The 22,462-nt window shown below is 36.9% G+C and carries 19 protein-coding genes; 16 read left to right on the plus strand and 3 right to left on the minus strand.

Annotation, left to right across the window (positions count from 1 at the left end; translation table 11 throughout):
• Positions 1-64 precede the first annotated feature (64 nt).
• The 11 genes from oppB (at position 65) to AACV00_RS15425 (ending at position 11,400) form a co-directional block, all read left to right on the plus strand.
• Positions 65-985, plus strand: a complete 921-nt coding sequence (oppB, locus tag AACV00_RS15375) for an oligopeptide ABC transporter permease OppB (RefSeq protein ID WP_004243230.1) — start codon at positions 65-67, stop codon at positions 983-985.
• A gap of 18 nt (positions 986-1,003) precedes the next feature.
• Positions 1,004-1,912 carry an oligopeptide ABC transporter permease OppC gene (gene oppC, locus AACV00_RS15380; protein ID WP_004243229.1) on the plus strand — a complete coding sequence of 303 codons (909 nt, stop codon included), beginning with the start codon at positions 1,004-1,006 and terminating at the stop codon, positions 1,910-1,912.
• A 7-nt stretch (positions 1,913-1,919) separates the two neighbouring features.
• Positions 1,920-2,909 carry an ABC transporter ATP-binding protein gene (locus AACV00_RS15385; protein ID WP_004243228.1) on the plus strand — a complete coding sequence of 330 codons (990 nt, stop codon included), beginning with the start codon at positions 1,920-1,922 and terminating at the stop codon, positions 2,907-2,909.
• On the plus strand, positions 2,906-3,913 hold the full coding sequence (gene oppF / locus AACV00_RS15390; protein WP_012368006.1) for a murein tripeptide/oligopeptide ABC transporter ATP binding protein OppF: 1,008 nt from the start codon (positions 2,906-2,908) through the stop codon (positions 3,911-3,913). The genes AACV00_RS15385 and oppF overlap by 4 nt, the downstream gene beginning before the upstream one ends.
• A gap of 789 nt (positions 3,914-4,702) precedes the next feature.
• Positions 4,703-5,038, plus strand: a complete 336-nt coding sequence (locus AACV00_RS15395; protein WP_012368005.1) for a helix-turn-helix domain-containing protein — start codon at positions 4,703-4,705, stop codon at positions 5,036-5,038.
• Between the two features lie 245 nt (positions 5,039-5,283).
• Entirely contained in the window at positions 5,284-5,844 is a 561-nt protein-coding gene (gene fimA, locus AACV00_RS15400) for a type 1 fimbrial major subunit FimA (RefSeq protein ID WP_004243225.1), read from the plus strand.
• Positions 5,845-5,905: 61 nt separating this feature from the next.
• Complete coding sequence (locus AACV00_RS15405; protein WP_004243224.1) at positions 5,906-6,448, plus strand: fimbrial protein; 543 nt, start codon at positions 5,906-5,908, stop codon at positions 6,446-6,448.
• 24 nt (positions 6,449-6,472) lie between these two features.
• Complete coding sequence (locus AACV00_RS15410; RefSeq protein WP_004243223.1) at positions 6,473-7,165, plus strand: fimbria/pilus periplasmic chaperone; 693 nt, start codon at positions 6,473-6,475, stop codon at positions 7,163-7,165.
• Between the two features lie 33 nt (positions 7,166-7,198).
• A complete protein-coding gene (locus tag AACV00_RS15415; RefSeq protein WP_060555521.1) occupies positions 7,199-9,802 on the plus strand; it encodes a fimbria/pilus outer membrane usher protein in 2,604 nt (867 codons plus the stop codon).
• A 26-nt stretch (positions 9,803-9,828) separates the two neighbouring features.
• Positions 9,829-10,824, plus strand: a complete 996-nt coding sequence (locus AACV00_RS15420; RefSeq protein WP_004250941.1) for a fimbrial protein — start codon at positions 9,829-9,831, stop codon at positions 10,822-10,824.
• An 18-nt stretch (positions 10,825-10,842) separates the two neighbouring features.
• On the plus strand, positions 10,843-11,400 hold the full coding sequence (locus AACV00_RS15425; protein WP_004248209.1) for a fimbrial protein: 558 nt from the start codon (positions 10,843-10,845) through the stop codon (positions 11,398-11,400).
• Positions 11,401-11,460: 60 nt separating this feature from the next.
• On the opposite strand, the gene AACV00_RS15430 is transcribed toward AACV00_RS15425, so the two are convergent.
• Together AACV00_RS15430 and AACV00_RS15435 are read right to left on the minus strand one after the other, a co-directional pair.
• Positions 11,461-12,618 carry a pyridoxal phosphate-dependent aminotransferase gene (locus tag AACV00_RS15430; protein WP_060555520.1) on the minus strand — a complete coding sequence of 386 codons (1,158 nt, stop codon included), beginning with the start codon at positions 12,616-12,618 and terminating at the stop codon, positions 11,461-11,463.
• A 259-nt stretch (positions 12,619-12,877) separates the two neighbouring features.
• On the minus strand, positions 12,878-14,920 hold the full coding sequence (locus AACV00_RS15435) for a choline transporter (protein ID WP_004248207.1): 2,043 nt from the start codon (positions 14,918-14,920) through the stop codon (positions 12,878-12,880).
• Between the two features lie 209 nt (positions 14,921-15,129).
• Here AACV00_RS15435 and betI point away from each other — a divergent pair, with 209 nt between their 5' ends.
• From betI to AACV00_RS15460, 5 genes are all read left to right on the plus strand, one after another.
• Positions 15,130-15,732, plus strand: coding sequence for a transcriptional regulator BetI (betI, locus tag AACV00_RS15440; protein ID WP_004248206.1), 603 nt, complete (start codon positions 15,130-15,132; stop codon positions 15,730-15,732).
• A 24-nt stretch (positions 15,733-15,756) separates the two neighbouring features.
• Positions 15,757-17,232, plus strand: a complete 1,476-nt coding sequence (gene betB, locus AACV00_RS15445; RefSeq protein WP_004243216.1) for a betaine-aldehyde dehydrogenase — start codon at positions 15,757-15,759, stop codon at positions 17,230-17,232.
• Between the two features lie 45 nt (positions 17,233-17,277).
• On the plus strand, positions 17,278-18,945 hold the full coding sequence (gene betA / locus AACV00_RS15450; RefSeq protein ID WP_004250946.1) for a choline dehydrogenase: 1,668 nt from the start codon (positions 17,278-17,280) through the stop codon (positions 18,943-18,945).
• Positions 18,946-19,331: 386 nt separating this feature from the next.
• Positions 19,332-20,582, plus strand: a complete 1,251-nt coding sequence (gene codB / locus AACV00_RS15455) for a cytosine permease (protein ID WP_004250947.1) — start codon at positions 19,332-19,334, stop codon at positions 20,580-20,582.
• Positions 20,572-21,849, plus strand: coding sequence for a cytosine deaminase (locus AACV00_RS15460; RefSeq protein ID WP_004243212.1), 1,278 nt, complete (start codon positions 20,572-20,574; stop codon positions 21,847-21,849). Before codB ends, AACV00_RS15460 begins: the two co-directional genes overlap by 11 nt.
• A gap of 85 nt (positions 21,850-21,934) precedes the next feature.
• On the opposite strand, the gene AACV00_RS15465 is transcribed toward AACV00_RS15460, so the two are convergent.
• Positions 21,935-22,399 (minus strand): HIT family protein, encoded by a 465-nt coding sequence (locus AACV00_RS15465; RefSeq protein WP_004243211.1) that lies wholly within the window; start codon positions 22,397-22,399, stop codon positions 21,935-21,937.
• Between the last annotated feature and the right edge of the window lie 63 nt (positions 22,400-22,462).

Raw genomic sequence — 22,462 nt, forward strand, 5'->3', positions numbered from 1 at the left:
GCTTAAGTTAAGCGAGGTCTTTTTATCACCACGCCTGAATAGGTTTGTGTTATAGGAACGGGCAATGCTCAAATTTATTTTTCGTCGCTTTTTGGAAGCGATCCCGACACTTTTTATTCTAATAACGATTTCGTTCTTTATGATGCGCTTAGCGCCGGGTAGCCCTTTTACTGGGGAAAGGAAATTACCCCCTGAAGTTATGGCCAACATCGAAGCGAAATATCATTTAAACGATCCCATTTACAAACAATACTTCGATTATTTAATTCAATTATCGAAAGGGGATTTAGGGCCTTCTTTTAAATATAAAGACTACAGTGTTAACACTTTAGTCGGTAAAGCATTCCCTGTTTCTGCAAAATTAGGGCTATCGGCCTTTGTATTAGCGGTTATTTTTGGTGTGGGGGCAGGCGTGATAGCCGCACTGAATCAAAATACCAAATGGGATTATACCGTCATGACATTTGCCATGACGGGGGTTGTGATACCGAGCTTTGTGGTGGCGCCACTATTAGTGCTTATCTTTGCGATTACCTTACGTTGGTTACCGGCGGGAGGTTGGAATGGTGGGCAAATTCAGTACATGTTACTGCCGATGGTTGCATTATCGCTCTCCTACATTGCAAGTATTTCGCGTATCACACGTAGTTCTATGATTGAAGTTTTACACTCAAACTTTATCAGAACGGCCAAAGCTAAAGGCTTACCAATGAAACGCATAGTGCTACGTCATGCGTTAAAACCAGCATTACTGCCAGTGATCTCTTATATGGGGCCGGCATTTGTGGGGATTATTACAGGCTCTATGGTCATTGAAACCATTTTTGGATTACCGGGTATTGGTCAACTTTTCGTTAATGGTGCATTAAATCGAGACTACTCATTGGTATTGAGTTTAACCATTATTGTGGGTGGTTTAACCATTTTATTTAATGCCATTGTTGATATTTTATACGCCGTAATCGATCCGAAAATTCGTTATTAATAGAGACTGGAGCACGTTATGTTATCGATGAAAGAAAATAGCGAAGCTCTGGGGAATTTCTCGGAGCAACTAGATGTTGAAGGTCGTAGTTTATGGCAAGATGCCCGTCGTCGTTTTATGCACAATAAAGCGGCGATCACCAGCCTAGTACTACTATTTTGTATTTTACTTTTTGTCATTTTCGCCCCCATGTTATCGCCTTTTGTTTATGACGATACGGATTGGGAAATGATGTCAATGCCACCTGATTTTGCCTCAGCGCACTATTTTGGCACCGACTCATCAGGACGTGACTTATTAGTTCGTGTAGCAATTGGTGGACGTATTTCACTGATGGTAGGTATTGCAGCGGCATTTGTCGCGGTGATTGTTGGCACCCTCTATGGCGCGATGGCAGGTTATATCGGTGGGCGCGTTGACTCAGTGATGATGCGTTTACTGGAGATATTAAACTCCTTCCCATTTATGTTCTTTGTTATCTTACTGGTGACCTTTTTTGGGCAAAATATCTTACTGATCTTTGTTGCCATCGGCATGGTATCTTGGCTCGATATGGCTCGTATCGTACGGGGACAAACACTTAGTTTAAAACGTAAAGAGTTTATTGAAGCGGCGTTAGTCTGTGGTGTGTCATCACGTAATATCGTCCTTAAACACATCGTGCCGAATGTATTAGGTGTTGTTGTGGTATACGCTTCATTACTGGTTCCTAGCATGATCTTATTTGAATCATTTTTAAGTTTCTTAGGATTAGGCACACAAGAGCCATTAAGTAGTTGGGGAGCACTACTGAGTGATGGTGCAAATTCAATGGAAGTTTCTCCTTGGTTATTACTTTTCCCAGCTGCATTTTTAGTTGTCACCTTGTTTTGCTTTAACTTTATCGGTGATGGTTTACGTGACGCGTTAGATCCGAAAGATCGTTAAGGAGAACATGATGACAAATTCAACAAATAAGCCATTGTTAAGTGTAAAAGATCTCTGTGTCACCTTTGGTACTCCAGATGGGGATGTAACCGCAGTAAATAAGCTCAACTTTGAGCTATCTGCAGGGGAAACCTTAGGAATTGTCGGTGAATCAGGCTCTGGGAAATCGCAAACTGCGTTCGCCTTAATGGGATTATTAGCTAAAAACGGTCGTACTGCTGGAAGTGCTCATTTTAATGGTCGTGAAATTTTAAACTTACGCCAAAGTCAATTAAACAAAATGCGTGCTGAAGAAATATCCATGATATTTCAAGATCCGATGACCTCACTTAACCCCTATATGAAAGTCGGCACTCAGTTAATTGAAGTGCTTATGCTTCATAAGGGCATGAGTAAAAATGATGCATATGCGGAATCAGTTCGCATGCTTGATGCAGTAAAAATGCCCGAAGCCCATAAACGTATGGGCATGTATCCCCATGAGTTCTCTGGTGGGATGCGCCAACGGGTAATGATAGCGATGGCACTATTATGTAAGCCAAAACTATTAATTGCTGATGAGCCAACAACGGCACTGGATGTGACTGTTCAGGCACAAATCATGACACTGCTAAACGAGCTAAAAAAAGAGCTTAATACAGCCATTATCATGATCACCCATGACCTCGGTGTGGTTGCGGGTATTTGCGACAAAGTACTGGTAATGTATGCTGGGCGAACCATGGAATATGGTAATGCGCGAGATATTTTCTACCAACCATCACACCCATATTCTATTGGGTTGCTGCAAGCAGTACCTCGTTTAGATGGTGAAGATGAACGTTTGGCGACCATTCCGGGTAATCCTCCTAACTTATTGCGTTTACCTAAAGGTTGCCCATTCCAGCCTCGTTGCCAATATGCAACAGAGCAGTGTTTGAATAGTGAACCTCAATTAACACAATTTGCTCAGGGAAGATTACGAGCCTGTTTTAAAGCGGCGGAGGAGTTAGTATGAGCCAAGCCACCTTACAAGATAGAAAAGTGATCCTCGAAGTCAACGATCTAAAAGTTTATTTCGATGTACAAGATAATAAGCAGTGGTTCTGGCAACCTAAAAAAAGCCTCAAAGCCGTTGATGGTGTTACCTTACGTTTATACGAAGGTGAAACCTTAGGTGTAGTAGGGGAATCAGGTTGTGGCAAATCAACTTTTGCGCGTGCCATTATCGGCTTAGTTAAAGCATCGGGTGGTACAGTCACTTGGTTAGGCCATGACTTATTAGGCATGGGCAATAAACAGTGGCGCGATGTTCGTCAAGATATTCAGATGATATTCCAAGATCCACTTGCCTCCTTAAACCCAAGAATGACGATTGGCGATATTATTGCCGAACCACTAAAAACCTATCATCCGAAAATGAAACAGGCTGAAGTGGTTGAAAAAGTCAAAGCGATGATGATGCGAGTCGGGTTATTACCAAACTTAATTAACCGCTATCCTCATGAGTTTTCTGGTGGACAGTGTCAACGGATTGGTATTGCTCGCGCACTGATCTTAGAGCCAAAACTGGTTATCTGTGACGAACCTGTATCGGCACTGGATGTTTCTATTCAAGCTCAGGTAGTCAATCTACTGAAAGATATCCAAAAAGAGATGGGATTATCGCTCATCTTTATTGCGCATGATCTTGCGGTAGTGAAACACATCTCAGATCGTGTCTTAGTGATGTATTTAGGTCATGCGGTGGAATTGGGGACTTATGATGAAGTTTATCATCACCCATTACACCCTTATACCAAAGCATTGATGTCAGCGGTGCCTATTCCTGATCCGGATAAAGAGCGTAACAAGCATATTGATTTGTTAGAAGGAGAGCTTCCTTCACCAATTAATCCACCATCAGGCTGTATTTTCCGTACACGTTGTCCGATGGCTGATGAAGAATGTGCTAAAACGCGCCCTTTATTAGAGGGAAGTTTCCGTCATGCGGTATCTTGTTTAAAAGTCGATCCGCTTTAATAAATAATAAAATTATATTAATAGGAAAAAGGGCCTGAATTTATTCAGGCCCTTTTTCTTTATATATAAAGCATATGGCTCAAAAATTTAATATTCAAATAAACTTATTTGTAATAGATTTTTTCTAAAAATTTATTTTCTATTTGATATTATCATTTTTTTAAATATGAAAAGTGTTGATAATGATGAAAATCATTTATTATCAATGAATTATGTTGTTTTTATCAGTTTATGATTTTAATATCAAAAGTTTTTATAGTTATAAAAATATTATTTTTTAATAAGATAAAATAATGGTTAAAAAAACTTATCTAATTACAAATATCAGTACCAAAAAAAATAAATAAATATTAATTTATATCAAGTAAAAATTTTTAGGATGAGATATAAAGGTATAATCATTAATAAAGTTTATTATTGTAACTTTGTTAAAATAACATTTGAAACAAAAAGTATAAGTTTTGTACTAACCCTTGGTTTTACAGTAAGCAAAAACAATAAAAAATATTTCTATTAAAAATTAATAAAAATTTAATATGTTTTCATTAATAGATTATTATGTCTTATTTGTGTCTATTTTCTCGTAATTTTAGAATTAATCACTGTCTTAAAACGACTATTAAAATCAGATAATCAATTAACTCCCTGATACAAATAAAATGAGTATATTTACCTACTCTTATTTAGTGTTTTATTATGAGGTTTTTAATTCGTTAGAAATTTTTGAATAATTGATTTTATTAATCTCATAAAGTAAATTAAATGCAAATACAGTTGAGGAAGTGAATTTTGGAAATAAATAATTTCTCATTGAATTTTGAATATATTTCAGAAAGAAAAATATTTTGTCATTCGATTGGATATGAACTTTTTCTTTTAAGGCAACGTAATTCTATGACGGGGGCTGAGTTAGGAAAATTATTGAATATTTCTCAACAACAAATTTCTCGTTATGAACGAGGAATAAATAAAATACCTATTGATATACTTTTTCACATACTAAATATATTTGATATTTCAATAAGTGATTTCTTTGAAAAGGTTTCCAAAAGAGTTATCACATTAAAATATAAAATAAAATATGATTCTGATAATAATATTCCATTCTTTGAGAATATTATTTAAATGTAAGATAAATAATATTATTGGTGGCAAGTATATTAAGTATATCAATGAATTAATAGGGATTTTATTTAAAATTAAAACCCTATTTATTTAATGTTTATTAAATTACCCTTATTAAGGCAGTTAACGCTTTATCATATAATTAGTATATGGATTCAAATATTGTTATCTAATATAGATTTACTATTTTAATTTATAAGTGAAGTTGTTGTGTATATTTACCTGTAATGTAAAAGGAAAAGTCAATGCTTAAAAAAAAGATGTTAGTTAAAGCTCTATTTACAGTATCTGTTTTATCACTGAGCGGTGTTGCTTCTGCAGCGACTATTGTTAATGGTGGTAAAATTAATTTTACTGGAGAAATTGTTAATGCTGCATGTGTTGTTAGTACAAAATCAATAGATCAAACTGTTAATATTGGACAATATCGTACCGCACAATTTGATAGTGTAGGGAAAACAGTTGGTAATACTGATTTTTATATCAATTTAGAAGCTTGTGATACGACTGTCGCACAGAATGCCTCAGTTTCATTTTCAGGTGTAAGTGATTCAAATGATAAAACAGTATTAGCTGTAAGCAATATTACAACAGGTGGTGCGGGTGCTGCGACGGGCGTTGGTATTGAAATTACAGACCATACAGGAAAAGTGTTACCACCAGACGGCTCTGTTTTTTCTACAGCAAAACAGTTAATTGATGGATCAAATACACTTAACTTTGTTGCACGTTATAAATCTACATTAGATACCGTTACCCCTGGTCATGCTGATGCTGATGTAACTTTCAAAATGCAATATGAATAAATAAATTGGATTAACTTAAAGTATGACCTGATAAAGGTCATACTTTTATATCGAGGGAAATATGAAATATAGTTTAATATATTCTATTGTCCTATTTTTTACTCTTTCATTTACAGCCTATTCTAATGACAGGGAAAATATCTCTTTAGACGATGGTATTGTGACTTTTAAAGGGGGAATTGTAGAGCCTGCTTGTACAGTATCTTCTGAAAGTGAATATCAAATTGTTGATCTTGGTGTTATTAGTAGTAACCAATTTCATGGAGTAGGAAGTCACTCTATAAAAATTCCATTTTTTATTAAATTAATGGGATGTAATAAAAGTATTACGGATAAAGTCAGTATAATTATTATAGGTGATGTAAACAATAATGATAAACGATTATTTAGCATCACCGATCAACAAAATTCAGCTTCAGGATTAGGTGTTGCATTATTTAATGATGAAGGTGAAATAATTATTCCTAATAAATTCAATAAGTATAAATTTATTGAAGAGAATGAATTAAAACTAAAATTTAAAGCAAGTTATCTGGCAACGAAAGAAAACGTTATCGGTGGAAAAGCTGACAGCGTAGTTTGGTTTGTTTTCAATTATCAATAAATAAACCTATCATTTGAGGTTAATATGCATTTAATATCTAAACACTTTATTGCGTTATTTTTTCTCTTCAGTTTTTCATCGCTATCATATGCGGGAGGTGTTGCATTAGCTGCAACACGCATAGTCTATCCTATGGATGCAAAACAGACGTCAATTACTCTTAATAATACAGATAAAAGATTACGCTTTTTAGTGCAATCATGGATTGATGATAGCCAAGATCAAAAAAGTAATGAATTTATTGTTACACCACCACTGTTTGTCAGCAAACCAGAAAGTGAAAACAAGCTAAGAATAATTTATGCTGGTAAGGCATTACCAAATGATAGAGAAAGTTTGTTCTGGTTAAATACAAAAGCAATCCCTGAAATTGAGCGAGAAGAAATAAAAGATAAAAATATATTACAGCTAGCAGTATTATCTAGAATAAAAATTTTTATTAGACCTCAAGGATTAAATTTTAACATAGAGGATGTACCTAATAGTCTTGAGTTTAAAAAATCACAAGGAAACATAATAGTAAATAATCCTTCACCTTATTATGCGACATTAATTAATTTAGAAGCTGATAATGAACAGCTAAATAGTATTATGGTTCCTCCTATGGGAACAGTAATGATTAAAGTCAGCAAGCCTAACTATAGTCAAATATCTTATCAAACTATTAATGATTATGGTGCTAGTACACCCAAAGTAACGAAACAGATTGGTAAGTAATGCTATAACATTCATTAATGATAAGGCTTTATTATGCTAAAATCTAAAACTATATGTTTTAATTTATATATCTTTTTAGGTACATGCTTTTCTGGTGTGGTGTATGCGGATAGTTTTTTTAATCCTAACTTAATTTCAAATATTGATAATGAAGTAGCAGATTTATCTCGATTTGATAAAGGTGAAGGCCAACCTGAAGGAATGTATTCAGTAGAAATTTATGTAAACGATGAATATGTTGAAACAAAAAATTTAATATTTTATGAAAGCGATGCATCATCCGATGATACAGGCTTATTACCTTGTATAGATAATAAAAATTTGACAAATTTTGGAATAACTTTAACTGAAAATAGCAAAAAGAAATCAGAAGAGGTAGAAAGTAAAGATAGTGCTTGTGAGAATATTTTAGATAAAATAGAAAACTCAAGTGTTAAATTCGATTTTGAAGGACAAAAATTATTTTTAAGTATTCCACAAATAATGTTTAAAAATAATGTTCGTGGCTTTATCCCACCTGAAAAATGGGATAATGGAATTAATGCATTTTTACTAAATTATAATTTCACAGGAAGAAATAGTAAGAAATTTAAGGATAACGTTGATAATAATAATTATTTTTTAAACTTAAATCCTGGTATTAATCTTGGTTCATGGCGATTTAGAAATGAAAGTTCATGGAACTATGCCAGTGGTGAAAGTAAGCAAAATAAATGGAGGAATATAAGAACATATGTACAAAAACCTATTATTCCATTACGTGCTGAATTAACCCTTGGTGACTCTTTTTCTAATGGAACCATTTTTGATAGTCTTGGTTTTAGAGGGATTAAGCTAGAATCTGATGATAATATGTTGCCTGATAGCATGAGAGGATTTGCACCTACGATAAAGGGTATTGCGAATAGTAATGCTATTGTTACAGTCAAGCAGAATGGTTTTGTTATTTATCAAATTTCTGTACCTCCAGGTGCATTTGAAATAAAAGATCTCTATGCCACATCAAGTAGCGGTAATTTAGATGTCACAATCAAAGAGAATAACGGTAAAATTACACAATTTGTTGTACCTTATTCAAATGTGCCTATTTTACAACGTGAAGGACGCTTAAAATACGAATTGATTGGAGGGGAATTTCGTAGCGGAGCAGATTATCAAGATAAACCTAATTTTGGTCAATTAAGTTTAGTATATGGCTTGCCTTATAATATGACGTTATATGGAGGAAGCCAATTTTCAAATAATTATCAAGCCTATGCGATTGGTTTAGGTGGTAATCTAGGCACCTTTGGGGCGATATCAGCAGATGTAATACAGGCGAATAGTATATTGCCAAACGATGAGCATAAAAAAGGGCAGTCATTCCGATTACTCTATGCTAAATCGATTAATAGCACAGGCACTAACTTTCAAATAATGGGGTATCGATATTCAACGCAAGGCTATTATACCCTAAATGAAGTTAGTTATAAAAAAATGGCAGGGCGTGAAATAGTAACAGATAATGGAATAATAAGAGATGAGGATAACTTATCTAACTACTATAATTTAAATTATTCTAAAAAAGGGAGGTTTCAACTTAATATAAATCAGCAAATTACCAATAATAGTTCTTTGTATATTTTAGGCTCTTACCAAAACTATTGGCGCACAACTGAAACTGAACAGTTATGGCAACTGGGTTATAATGCTAATATTGATAGGATAAATTATAGTCTTAGTTTATCGAAATTAAAATCACCGGGTATGCGTGGTGATAATAAAAATGTAGCTTTTAATATATCAATTCCTCTTAATGATGTATTTAACCAACAAACTGTAAGTGACTTACATTCAAGTAGAAATAGTATGTATGCTGTTTACTCAATGAATAGAAGCGATGACAATGTTTGGGTCAATCAAGTGGGACTAACAGGAACTCTCCTTGAAGACAATAATTTAAATTATAATATTCAACAAGGATATACGCATAATGGTTCTGGTTATTCAGGAATGGTTTATGCTAATTATAAAGGTAAATATGCTAATATAGGTAGCGGATATAATTATAGTAATGATTGGCATGAGTTTAATTATAGTTTAAATGGTGGTGTTGTTGCTCATGCAGGTGGGATTACTTTAACTCAACCTTTAGGGGATACCAATATTCTTATTAAAGCAAATGATGCTAATAATATTAAAGTAGAAAATGCAAATGGTATATTAACTGATAATAAAGGTTATGCCGTCTTACCGTTTGCTTCAACATATAAAAATAATCGAGTTTCATTAGATGTTAATTCATTAGAAGAAAATATTGAATTAGAAAATACGATTATTAATGTAGTTCCTACTAAGGGGGCATTGGTTGAAGCTAATTTTAAAACGAATATTGGCTATCGAGCAATGGTTACATTAAGCAAAAAAGATGGCGCTATTATACCTTTCGGTGCGATGGTTGTTGATGAAGAGCGTTCCGTAAGTGGTATTGTTGGCGATAATGGGAATGTTTTTATCTCTGGTTTAGCACCTGTTGGTAGGCTAAAAGCAAAATGGGGAAAAATGGCTGATCAACAATGTATATTTGATTACCAAATTAATGAGAAGTCATCAAAAGAAAAAGGTATCTATTTTATTTCTTCCACATGCCAATATTAAAAACAAGCATATTTACGGATTTTATTATGATTAGAATAGTATTGTTTACAATAATAGCCATTATTTCAAATAATGCAGTCGCTGTGAGCTGTGTCAGTGGTTGTAATGCGAATGAATATTCCACGCTTAGTGGACAACTATCAAAGACGGAAAATAAAGTCGGTGTTACTAAAGATGCTTCTGATATTACTTTGTCCAATCGAATTACATTAAGATGGAATGCGGGACAAGCGCAAACATGGGCGACATATTCCAATGGTAATATTCCTAGTGCAAATACCAGCAATAATGACTGGATTTATTCTAAGATAGATGACTATATTTCTGTTGCGTTAAGAATGACTAATAATTGTAGAACAATTTATGTCCCTTATAATGTACCTACGCTAAGCTCTACTTGTGGTTCCCGTACTTATACTGAAAACGAAGAAAGCGTCGTTTCTGTAAGAAAGTATCAAACCAGAATAAAAATTGACAAGGCTATTATTTCTGGTACCTATGTAAAAAATATTTTTGTAGGCGAATTTGGTTTTTGCCAACCACAGAATTGTGCGACTAAACAAACTATCATTACAAAGCTATTTTTAAATCTTTCAATGACAGTTCCACAATCTTGCGTTATTAATTCAGGGCAAGTGTTGAATATTGATTTTGACAATATTCCTGCATCAAGTTTTAAAGTAGCAGGGAAAAAAGCCGAAGGAGTTAATACGGTTTCTAGAAACTTAAGTATTCAATGTGACAATATAGATGCCAGTGCTGATTTAACAATGCGATTACAAGCAGATTCAGTTCAAGGTAATGCTATTGTTTCTAATAATAAAAGTGTTGGCTTTGTGGTTGCTAATTCAAGTGGATCTGAATTAACACCTAATGATTTATCAAGTTTTATTCCTTTCAGACTCAACCAAAATGCTGATGCTAATGTCACGATTAATGTTTATCCCGTAAGTATTGATGGAAAAACACCAACTGAAGGCGCTGTCACATCAAGTGGCTTTCTAAGAGTTGATTTCCCTTAATTTTAATAGGCTAATATCATGAATGAGTTATTACATACTAGAAAAATAATGCGCTTTCTATTATGGGGAATGCTACTTTTTAGCGGATATACAGTATTTTTTACTAAAGATGCAACAGCAGAATTAGCTAATACAAATATTGTTATAAAAGCGAACATTGTGGCAAATACTTGTAGAGTCAGCCCTGATTCGCTAAATAAATTTGTTGACTTAGGGGTTTGGGGAACAAAAGATTTTCAGCAAAAAAATACAACAGAGCCAGTAAAGTTTACACTTAACTTAACTGATTGCAGTATTGTTACTAGCGGTGTAAAAGTAATGTTTAGTGGTGATACTGACAGTAAGGATAGTACCTTGTTTAAGTTGGCAGAAAAAAATGCGGCTCAAAATATAGGTATTGCTATTTTAGATAAAAATCAGAATAAAATATTACCGGGAAAAAGTAGTATGATTTACCCTGTAGAGACAACTAATAATATTTCTCTCGATTTTTATGCGCAATATATCGCAACTAATAAGGACGTAGTTGGGGGAAGTGCAAATGGTGAAGTATTATTTTCTTTAGAATATCTGTAAATAACAAGGGAACTGTGTCGTTCCCTTTTAAATACATTTATAACTATTGGCTGTAGAGGATTATATCCATCCTTTAGTTCTAAACTCTTTTAACGTCGCGACAAAATAACTCATCTCCTCAGGGGTTCCTAAGGTCAAACGGCTCCAACCTAATGCGGGAGGAAACTCACGTCCTACCATAATATTTGCCGCTTTCATTCTCTCTTGATAAGTTTTCACATCACCTTTGACTTTATGAAAAATAAAGTTGGCGTGAGAAGGTGCATACTCGATATTTAAGGCGTTTAAAGTATCAACCACCATTTGTCGTGATACATCAATTGACTTGCGACTATATGCCACAAAAGCGTGATCTTTTAACGAGGCTAATGCGCTAACAGCACCGGCAGTATTGGTATTATCAATAGAAACGAAACTATCTACTTCACTAATTACCTCAGGGACTGCCACACCATAGCCTACCCTTAATCCAGCTAATGCATAAATTTTTGAAAATGTACGGGTAACAATCAAGTTTTTATAACCTTGAGCAACTAATGCTATCGCACTGGTAAATTCAGGTGTTGTCACAAATTCAGCGTAAGCTTCATCAATAATAAAAAAGACATTTTCTTTTGCTGAGGTGATCCAATTTGTTAATGCCGCTGTTGGTGTCAGCATTGCGGTTGGGTTATTAGGATTGCACAGATATACCATGCTAATACCATCAAATGCTTGTGCTTTTTTCTGCATGGCGGTTAAATCAAAAGCCAATGTGTTATCAACCGGCACTTTTACGATATTAACACCTAAAGGTTCAGCATAAAGTTCGGCATAATTAAACGTTGGATCAGGCACAATCAGTTGTACTGTTTTACCTGCTTTTTGCGCTTTATTCGCCACATATTGTACGGCTGCTTGTATGGTTTCAGAGGAGCCATTACCTAGAGTGATGTGTTTGTCTGATAGCTTAAATTCTTCACCTAATGCACTGATAAGTGCGCTTCGCGCATCATCTGGATAGCGAAAAGCATGGGGAAGTGCATCAATAATCGCCTGTTTGGCATTGGATGACATGCCTAGCGAGTTTTCATTAAAGTTTAACAGTAAAGGATTTTCTGCATTAAATAGCTGCTTAGGGTTTGAAGTTTCTGTGGCATAGGCAGCGCTAACAAACGAACTTAATGAAAGTCCCCCGATCACTAAGCTTGATGATGTTAAAAATGAACGACGATTCATGTGATGTTTCCCAAGTAAATTATTCTACATTTTTATTGTTTATGTAGATTACTAAAAAAACACAATAAGTAAATAAATATGTTTTAATTTTGATTATTTATTCACTACTAAGCCAGTTTTTAGGAATTAGCTTAAGCATGTCAACATGAAATAAAGTCAGAAAATAGCGATGTATTGCATAAGGTGTGTGGTGCAGGCTAATAAAAAAGGGAACCGATAAAACGGGTTCCCTTGAGAGATAAGATAGCTCAGTCGCTAATTAATTTGATTCTGGAAATGTTAATGTTGCACCGGGCGCTTCACGACTTAAGTGAATAAAGTTTAAGTGTTTTTCATATTGGTCGAGAATATCACTGATCACTTGCTCCTTGGTGTAGTCCATTAAATCGTTACCCTGTGAACCTTCCCATAAATAGGTTTCTAGCCGGTAATAATGGGATTTTCCTCGACGAGCACGATAAGTAAATGCAGGTACTGAATATTTTTGTGGCCATATTTGATAAATAAAATGCTGTTCTTGGCCTAAATCAACCACTAATTCTAAATGGTTTAAACGAGGCTCTTCTTCCAACGGGTAAAGATTAAACGAGACATTTGCACCACGTAATGACAGCTCATTAGCCACATCTTGCATCGCTGGGGTACAAACTAAATCTAACATCCGTTGGGTATAGGTAGTACCTGGGAAATTCATCACTCGACCTAGACGCTGTTTCCAGTTCATGGTGGTGTTACCATAAAGAGGTGCTGGCGCATTGGTGTTTAATGAACTGACGCGTCTAAAATCTTCTACTTTTAATGACTTATATAGTCCTGCCATAATAAAGAAAATAACAAAGCTAAAAGGTAATCCCATAATAACCGTGGTATTTTGCAAAGCAGAAACCCCGTCTGCCATTAACATACCTAATGTTAATAGACCAATAGCGATAGACCAGAATATGCGCAGCCAATTTGGGGCATCATTATTTATATCACTCAGTTGAGAAGTGAAATTACCTAAAACTAATGAACCGGAGTCTGCCGAGGTTACATAGAAAAGTAATCCTGTAATAGTCGCTACGGAAGCGGTTAAACCAAATCCCGGATAGAGTTCAAGTAGAGAATAAAAGCCTTTTTCTGGTGAGGCTAATACTGTTTCAGCAAAGGTTTGATTACCGTGGATCACTTCATAAAGTGCACTATTACCAAAGATAGACAACCATAATAGCGTGAATACAAAAGGGATGATCAAGGTGCCTATAACGAATTGACGGATAGTTCTCCCCCTTGAGATACGTGCTAAAAATAAGCCCACAAAAGGTGACCAAGCAACCCACCAAGCCCAGAAGAAAAGTGTCCAGCTATTCATCCAATCCGTTGGTCTATCAAAAGCAAAGCTATTTAGTGTCATTCCTAAGAATCGATTTACATAATCACCGACATTAAGTACTAACGCATTTAATAAAAATTCAGTATCACCAGCAAATAGGATAAATAAAATTAACCCTAAAGCGAGTAATACATTTAATTCTGAAAGAATACGTATGCCTTTATTGACACCTGATGTGGCTGAGATCACCGCCATAATTACGGAAAGTAGAATTAAACCACCTTGTACACCTAACCCTTGCGGTAAATCGAAGAGAACTTTCAACCCATAATTAAGTTGTACTACGCCAATACCTAAGGTAGTGGCAATACCAAAAATAGTACCCAATACGGCAGCAATATCGACAGTATGACCGATGGGGCCATAAATACGATTGCCAAAGATAGGATAAAGTGCAGAGCGGATGGTCAAGGGTAAATTATAACGATAACTAAAATACCCGAGTGCAATACCAATCAGTGCATACATAGACCAGCCCGTCAGGCCATAGTGGAATAATGTCCACACCATCGACTGACGGGCTGCTTCTATTGTTTCACCTTCGCCAGTAGGCGGTAGCATATATTGGGTAATAGGCTCAGCGACTGAGAAAAACATTAAGTCAATCCCGATCCCCGCGGCAAACAACATAGCAGACCAGCTTAATACACTAAATTCAGGCTTTGATTGTTCTGGGCCTAATTTAATATTACCAAAGCGAGATGTGGCAACGAAAATAACGAAAACAATGTACAAAGTTGCCGCTAATAAATAGTACCAACCAAAGGTTTTTGATACCCAACCTAGTGTTTTAATGATCCACGCATTGGCGGTATCTGTCATTAAAATAGTGAAAAAAGAGAACGCTAAAATCAGCGTTGCGGAAGCGAAAAAAACAACAGAATTGAGCTTGTCTTTCTGTGGTTTTTTTGAGCTATTAAGAGTTGTCATCAGAAATTCCAAAAATTTATTCATCTAAAAGTTAAAAGTTGCATTCTTTGCTAATCAATTGATTTATATGCAAAGATTCAAATTTTCACGATCTGCTCCTTATGTCATTTGTGAATTAATTGTGATAAACAATAGTTAATATTGATTGAATGTTCAATTAAAAAAACGTTTAATAAAAGTGTTCAATGTATTTTTTAGGTCTTGAAAACATGCCGAAGATAGGGATGCAGTCGATACGTAAACAGCAATTAATTCAGGCGACATTAGCGGTGATTAATGAGGTCGGAATGCAAGATGCCAGCATTGCATTAATTGCACGAAAGGCCGGGGTATCTAATGGCATTATAAGCCACTACTTTCGTGATAAAAATGGTTTATTGGAAGCGGCAATGCGCCATATCCAATATCAGTTAGGTTTTGCCGTCGCAATGCGATTACGTATTTTAAGCGATGCTGAGCCTAAATTGCGTATTCAAGCCATTGTCGATGGTAACTTTGATACGTCACAAACCAGTGAAACCGCAATGAAAACTTGGCTGGCTTTTTGGGCAAGTAGCATGCATCAGCCTAATTTGCATCGTTTACAAAAAGTTAATGATAGACGTTTGTACTCTAATCTCTGTTATGAATTTGGACGTGCGTTAACAAAAGATAAAGCACGCTTAGCCGCCAAAGGCTTAGCCGCTTTAATCGATGGTTTATGGCTACGTAGTGCCCTTAGCGAGGAGCCATTTTCGTTAGCAGAAGCAAAAAAAATTACTGATGAGTATATCGATATGCAACTTAATCTTTGCCAGGATAAACAGACTTAACTTACTCACTATAAAGGAGAAAATATGCAAAACCCACCGTTACACAAGCTTTATATTCATGGTGGATATGTTGATTGCGCACAACCTGAATGTGAACAATTTGCCGCAATTAATCCTGCTACAGGTGAGGTGATTGCACATTTACAATCAGCCTGTGAAGAAGATATTAATTGGGCGGTAGAAAGTGCAAAGCAAGGACAAAAAATATGGGCTGCCATGCCTGCGATGGCGCGCTCCCGTATTCTTCGACGTGCCGTGGATATTTTACGTGAACGTAATGATGAGTTAGCACATTTAGAAACGTTAGACACCGGTAAACCCCTGTCTGAAACACGTTATGTCGATATTGTCACCGGTGCTGATGTATTGGAATACTATGCGGGTCTTATTCCTGCCCTAGAAGGGGAGCAGATCCCACTACGTGACAGCGCTTTTGTTTACACCCGTCGTGAGCCATTAGGTGTTGTTGCCGGCATTGGTGCATGGAATTATCCAATTCAAATTGCGTTATGGAAATCAGCACCTGCATTAGCAGCAGGTAATGCGATGATTTTTAAACCGAGTGAAATGACATCATTAACGGCATTAAAATTGGCTGAAATATATACCGAAGCGGGCTTGCCTCAAGGGGTATTTAATGTGGTAACGGGTGATGCCACTGTAGGGCAATGGCTAACGCAGCACCCTGATATCGCTAAAGTCTCATTTACGGGGGGGATCGATACTGGGAAAAAAGTGATGGCGAGCGCTTCTTCATCAAGCTTAAAAGATGTCACTATGGAGCTAGGTGGTAAGTCACCGTTAATTATTTTTGATGATGCCGATCTTGATACCGCAGCTGATATCGCCATGATGGCTAATTTCTATAGTTCAGGACAAGTATGTACCAATGGAACACGCGTATTTGTGCCAGAAAAGTTAAAACAAGCTTTTGAAGCTAAAATCATTGAGCGTGTCTCTCGTATTCGCGTTGGTTCACCACTGGAAATGGATACCAACTTTGGACCATTAGTCAGCTTCCCTCATCTTGAAAAAGTTTTAAGCTATATCGAGTTAGGTAAAGCTCAGGGTGCAAAACTACTTTGTGGAGGTGAACGTTTATTCGCTGGTGCATTAGCGAAAGGGGCTTATGTGGCGCCAACGGTATTTACCGATTGTACTGATGATATGAAAATCACGCAGGACGAAATCTTCGGCCCTGTAATGAGCATTTTAAGTTATCAAACAGAAGATGAAGTTATTTTACGCGCCAATAATAGTGTCTATGGATTAGCCGCAGGCTTGGTGACTCGAGATCTGACAACGGCACATCGCGTTATACATCAATTAGAAGCCGGAATTTGCTGGATCAATACTTGGGGTGAATCTGCAGCAGAAATGCCTGTTGGTGGTTATAAACATTCCGGTGTTGGCCGTGAAAATGGGCTTGTCACACTACAAAATTACACTCAAATCAAATCTATTCAAGTTGAACTTGGGGAGTTTTCATCCGTTTTTTAATCCATTCTATTTTTAATTTTAATGACTGAAACAGAGGAGATAACAATGGTCTATGACTACATTATTATCGGTGCTGGTTCAGCCGGTAACGTTCTTGCTACCCGCTTGACAGAAGATCCTGATGTTACTGTGCTGCTCCTTGAAGCTGGAGGACCGGACTACAGGTTCGATTTTCGCACACAAATGCCAGCAGCATTAGCTTATCCGTTACAGGGTAGACGCTATAATTGGGCTTATGAAACAGAGCCTGAGCCACATATGAATAACCGCCGCATGGAGTGCGGGCGAGGTAAAGGATTAGGAGGATCATCACTCATTAATGGTATGTGTTACATTCGTGGTAACGCGATGGATTTTGATGAGTGGGCCAAATTACCCGGTCTTGAAGATTGGAATTATTTAAATTGCTTACCCTATTTTCGTAAAGCAGAAACCCGAGATATTGGGGCTAATGATTATCATGGTGATAGTGGGCCTGTTAGTGTGACTACACCGAAAAAGGGGAATAATGTTTTATTCCATGCGATGGTCGAAGCCGGTGTACAAGCTGGATATCCTAGAACTGACGATCTCAATGGTTATCAGCAAGAAGGATTTGGCCCTATGGATAGAACGGTAACCCCCCATGGGCGTCGAGCCAGTACGGCACGGGGTTATCTTGACCAAGCTAAATCGCGCAAAAACTTAACTATTGAGACACATGCTACAACCGATATTATTGAATTTGAGGGTAAAAAAGCAAGTGGTGTGCGCTATTTTAAAGGAACGAATACCACGCCACAGCATGTGAAAGCACGTAAAGAAATACTGCTTTGTGCCGGGGCGATTGCATCACCACAAATCTTACAACGCTCAGGTGTCGGCCCTGAAGATGTTCTCAACGAGTTTGATATTTCGCCAGTACATGTTTTACCGGGCGTGGGGCAGAATTTGCAAGATCATCTAGAGATGTATCTGCAATATGAATGCAAACAACCCGTTTCACTTTATCCAGCGTTAAAATGGTATAACCAACCTAAAATTGGTGCCGAGTGGTTATTTAAAGGAACGGGTATTGGGGCGAGTAATCAATTTGAAGCAGGGGGTTTTATTCGCTCAAGTGAAAAGTTTGCTTGGCCAAATATTCAGTTTCACTTTTTACCAGTGGCGATTAATTATAATGGCAGTAATGCAGTGGAAGTGCATGGTTTTCAAGCTCATGTGGGGTCGATGCGTTCACCCAGTCGCGGACGTATAAAAATAACCTCACGAGATCCACATCAGCATCCAAGCATCTTGTTTAATTACATGTCAACAGAGCAAGATTGGCAAGAGTTTAGGGCTGCTATTCGTATCACGAGAGAAATTATGGCGCAACCTGCATTAGATCCCTATCGTGGTGAAGAAATTAGTCCGGGGAAAGATATTCAAACGGATGAACAGCTGGATGCTTTTGTACGTGAACGGGCAGAAACAGCATTTCACCCTTGTGGTAGTTGTAAAATGGGAAATGATGAAATGGCCGTCGTAGATGGTGCCGGACGCGTTCATGGTATAGAAAGCTTAAGAGTTATTGATGCTTCCATTATGCCCAATATAATTACTGGCAATTTAAATGCGACAACCATTATGATTGCTGAAAAAATGGCAGACAAAATTAAAGGCATTAAACCATTGCCAGCAAGCCAAGCAGATTACTATGTTGCTGGTCATTCACCTGCCAGAAGAAATTAATTAACTTATCAAAACAATAGTCAAGAGGAATGAAAATTCCTCTTTTTTGTGACTGAAAGTAAAGCTTCTTTTTTCGTTATTATTTTATTTTTTTAAGTTTTATTAAATATTATTTATGTATCTTTTCATAATTAAATGATTATGAACTTTCCATTGTTATCATAAATATTTCTAAAGCAATCTCCTTTTTACAATCATTTTAAATAAGTCGAGTGACTCAAGTAAAACAACCATAACATCAGGATTGATGTGAGATATATCAATTTTTTTTCTATCACCGATCCCATTAATTATCATAAACAGAGTACGAAAACGTTTGCATAAAATTTTTATGCCGATAGAATGCGTCAGATTTTTTGGCCTGGTGAAATGAATAGGGGGTTAAAGTGTCTCAGGACAACAATTATAGTCAGGGCCCGGTGCCCATATCCGCAAGAAAGGGTGGATTAGCGTTAACCTTTGTGATGTTGGGATTAACGTTTTTTTCAGCCAGTATGTGGACTGGCGGCGCTCTTGGTACTGGTCTCTCCTTTAATGATTTCTTCCTCGCAGTTCTTATCGGTAATCTTCTCCTTGGTATTTACACCGCATTTCTTGGTTTTATTGGTTCTAAAACAGGTCTCACCACTCATCTTCTTGCTCGTTACTCTTTTGGTATTAAAGGCTCTTGGCTTCCCTCATTTTTACTCGGTGGTACACAAGTCGGTTGGTTTGGTGTCGGTGTTGCGATGTTTGCTATTCCCGTTGGTAAAGCCACGGGGATTGATATTAATCTCCTGATTGCGATATCAGGAATTTTAATGACTATCACTGTGTTTTTTGGTATCTCTGCATTAACTATTCTCTCCATTATTGCGGTTCCTGCTATTGCTATCCTAGGAAGTTACTCTGTATATCTTGCGGTACATGATATGGGTGGGCTTAATACACTAATGGCAGTGAAGCCTGCCGAACAACTCGATTTTAATTTAGCCCTTGCCATGGTGGTAGGCTCTTTTATCAGTGCCGGTACATTAACGGCGGATTTTGTTCGTTTTGGACGTAACCCTAAAATTGCCGTGATTGTCGCTATTGTGGCTTTTTTCTTAGGAAATACTTTGATGTTTGTATTTGGTGCTGCGGGAGCGGCATCATTAGGCATGGCGGATATTTCCGATGTGATGATAGCGCAAGGTTTATTACTGCCGGCGATCATTGTATTAGGTTTAAATATCTGGACGACCAATGATAATGCGTTATATGCATCAGGGTTAGGTTTTGCCAATATCACAGGGTTATCCAGTAAAAAATTATCTGTGGTTAATGGCATTATCGGCACATTGTGTGCGCTATGGCTTTATAATAATTTTGTTGGTTGGTTAACCTTTCTATCCGCGGCGATCCCCCCTGTAGGTGGCGTTATTATTGCAGATTATCTGATGAATAGAGCGCGGTATAATCAATTCAACGCTGACAAGATGCAAAATGTGAACTGGGTAGCCTTACTTGCTGTGGCTATCGGTATTGCTGCCGGTCACTGGTTACCAGGGATCGTACCTGTTAATGCCGTATTAGGTGGCGCAATCAGTTTCGCGGTATTAAATCCAATATTAAATCGTCGTACAGCTCGACAAGCGGAGATAAGTCATGCTGGGTAAAAATATAGAACAAATTAATCATGCTCGTTTAGCTGGAAAAGAAGGTTTATGGCGCATTACAGTTAAAAATAACCAGATTGCAGCCATTGAGCCACAACCACAAAGCGATTTTCATCCCCAAGGGTTAGATGCACAAGGTGGATTGGTTCACGCTCCTTTTGTTGAACCTCATATACATTTAGACACCACGCAGACAGCAGGACAGCCAAACTGGAATCAATCAGGAACCTTATTTGAAGGTATTGAGCGTTGGGCAGAAAGAAAAGCATTACTCACCCATGATGATGTTAAACAACGGGCGTGGCAAACATTACAATGGCAAATCGCCAATGGTATTCAGCATGTAAGAACCCATGTTGATGTTTCTGATGCATCGTTAACGGCTTTAAAAGCCATGTTAGAAGTCAAACAAGAAGTCAAACCTTGGGTTGATTTACAAATTGTGGCATTTCCCCAAGAAGGGATATTATCTTACCCTAATGGCGAAGCATTATTAGAAGAGGCCTTGAAATTAGGTGCGGATGTTGTGGGGGCAATCCCGCACTTTGAATTTACCCGTGAGTATGGCGTGGAGTCACTACATAAAACCTTCGCATTAGCGCTGAAATACGATCGACTTATTGATGTGCATTGTGATGAAATTGATGATGAACAATCGCGTTTTGTTGAAACCGTTGCTGCATTAGCACATAAAGAAAATATCGGCTCACGGGTGACAGCAAGTCATACAACCGCTATGCACTCTTATAATGGCGCTTATACTTCGCGTTTATTTCGTTTATTAAAAATGTCAGGCATTAATTTTGTAGCCAATCCATTAGTGAATATCCATTTGCAAGGGCGTTTTGATAGTTATCCAAAACGTCGGGGGATCACCCGTGTCAAAGAGATGTTAGCGAGTGGTATTAATGTTTGCTTTGGTCATGACGATGTCTTTGATCCATGGTATCCATTAGGTACAGCAAATATGCTACAAGTGCTGCATATGGGGTTACATGTTTGTCAGTTAATGGGCTATGGGCAAATTGATAATGGATTACAACTTATCAGTCATAATAGTGCAAAAACATTGGCATTAACGGATTATGGTGTGGAAGTCGGTAATAGTGCTAACTTTATTATTCTTCCTGCTGAAAATGGTTTTGATGCGTTACGTCGTCAAGTCCCTGTACGTTACTCTATTCGTCACGGTAAAGTGATTGCACAAACCGAGCCGGCTAAGACAGAAATTATGTTAGCTAAGCCAACACCAATTACGTATAAATAAAGAATAATTGTGCAATATTAACTAATAACGGATAAGTAATAAATGCTTATCCGTTATTGCTATTAGTTTATTATGGCTGGATTAATTACTGACTATTTTGGCGAATAAGCGCAGCTAATTGCGCTAATTCCTCATCATTTGCGCGCTCAAAATCATGAGATGAAAGATAACCGGGGTAGTTATCAAAGAAAACCTTTTGTTTGTTTTCAATGGGCGCCCATTTTGTCATATCACCCGTGCCGTGCATTGGGCTGAGTTTGCTATGAACATGATCAACGCCAAAACCTTCAAAAAACATCCCCGTGCGTGACACATCTGGGAATGTTTTATCTAGGATTTTTGCCACTTTTTTAGTGGCGATGATCAATAACGCTAAGGCTTCATCGCTTAAATCAAAAGCATAACTTGGATAGTGTTTTTTCGGAATAACAACCGTAAAACCCTTGGTATTAGGGAAGATTGAAAGAAACGCAAGATGATGTTCGTCCTCCCAAATTTTATGGCAAGGTGCTTTTCCCGCTACAATTTGACAGAAAATACAGTTATCCATAGTCGCCTCATAATATAGGGTGAAAAATACTTCAAATTATCGTTATAACTTGAAGTATTTAGT

This window comes from Proteus sp. G3927 (assembly GCF_963894685.1).
Lineage (GTDB): Bacteria > Pseudomonadota > Gammaproteobacteria > Enterobacterales > Enterobacteriaceae > Proteus > Proteus mirabilis.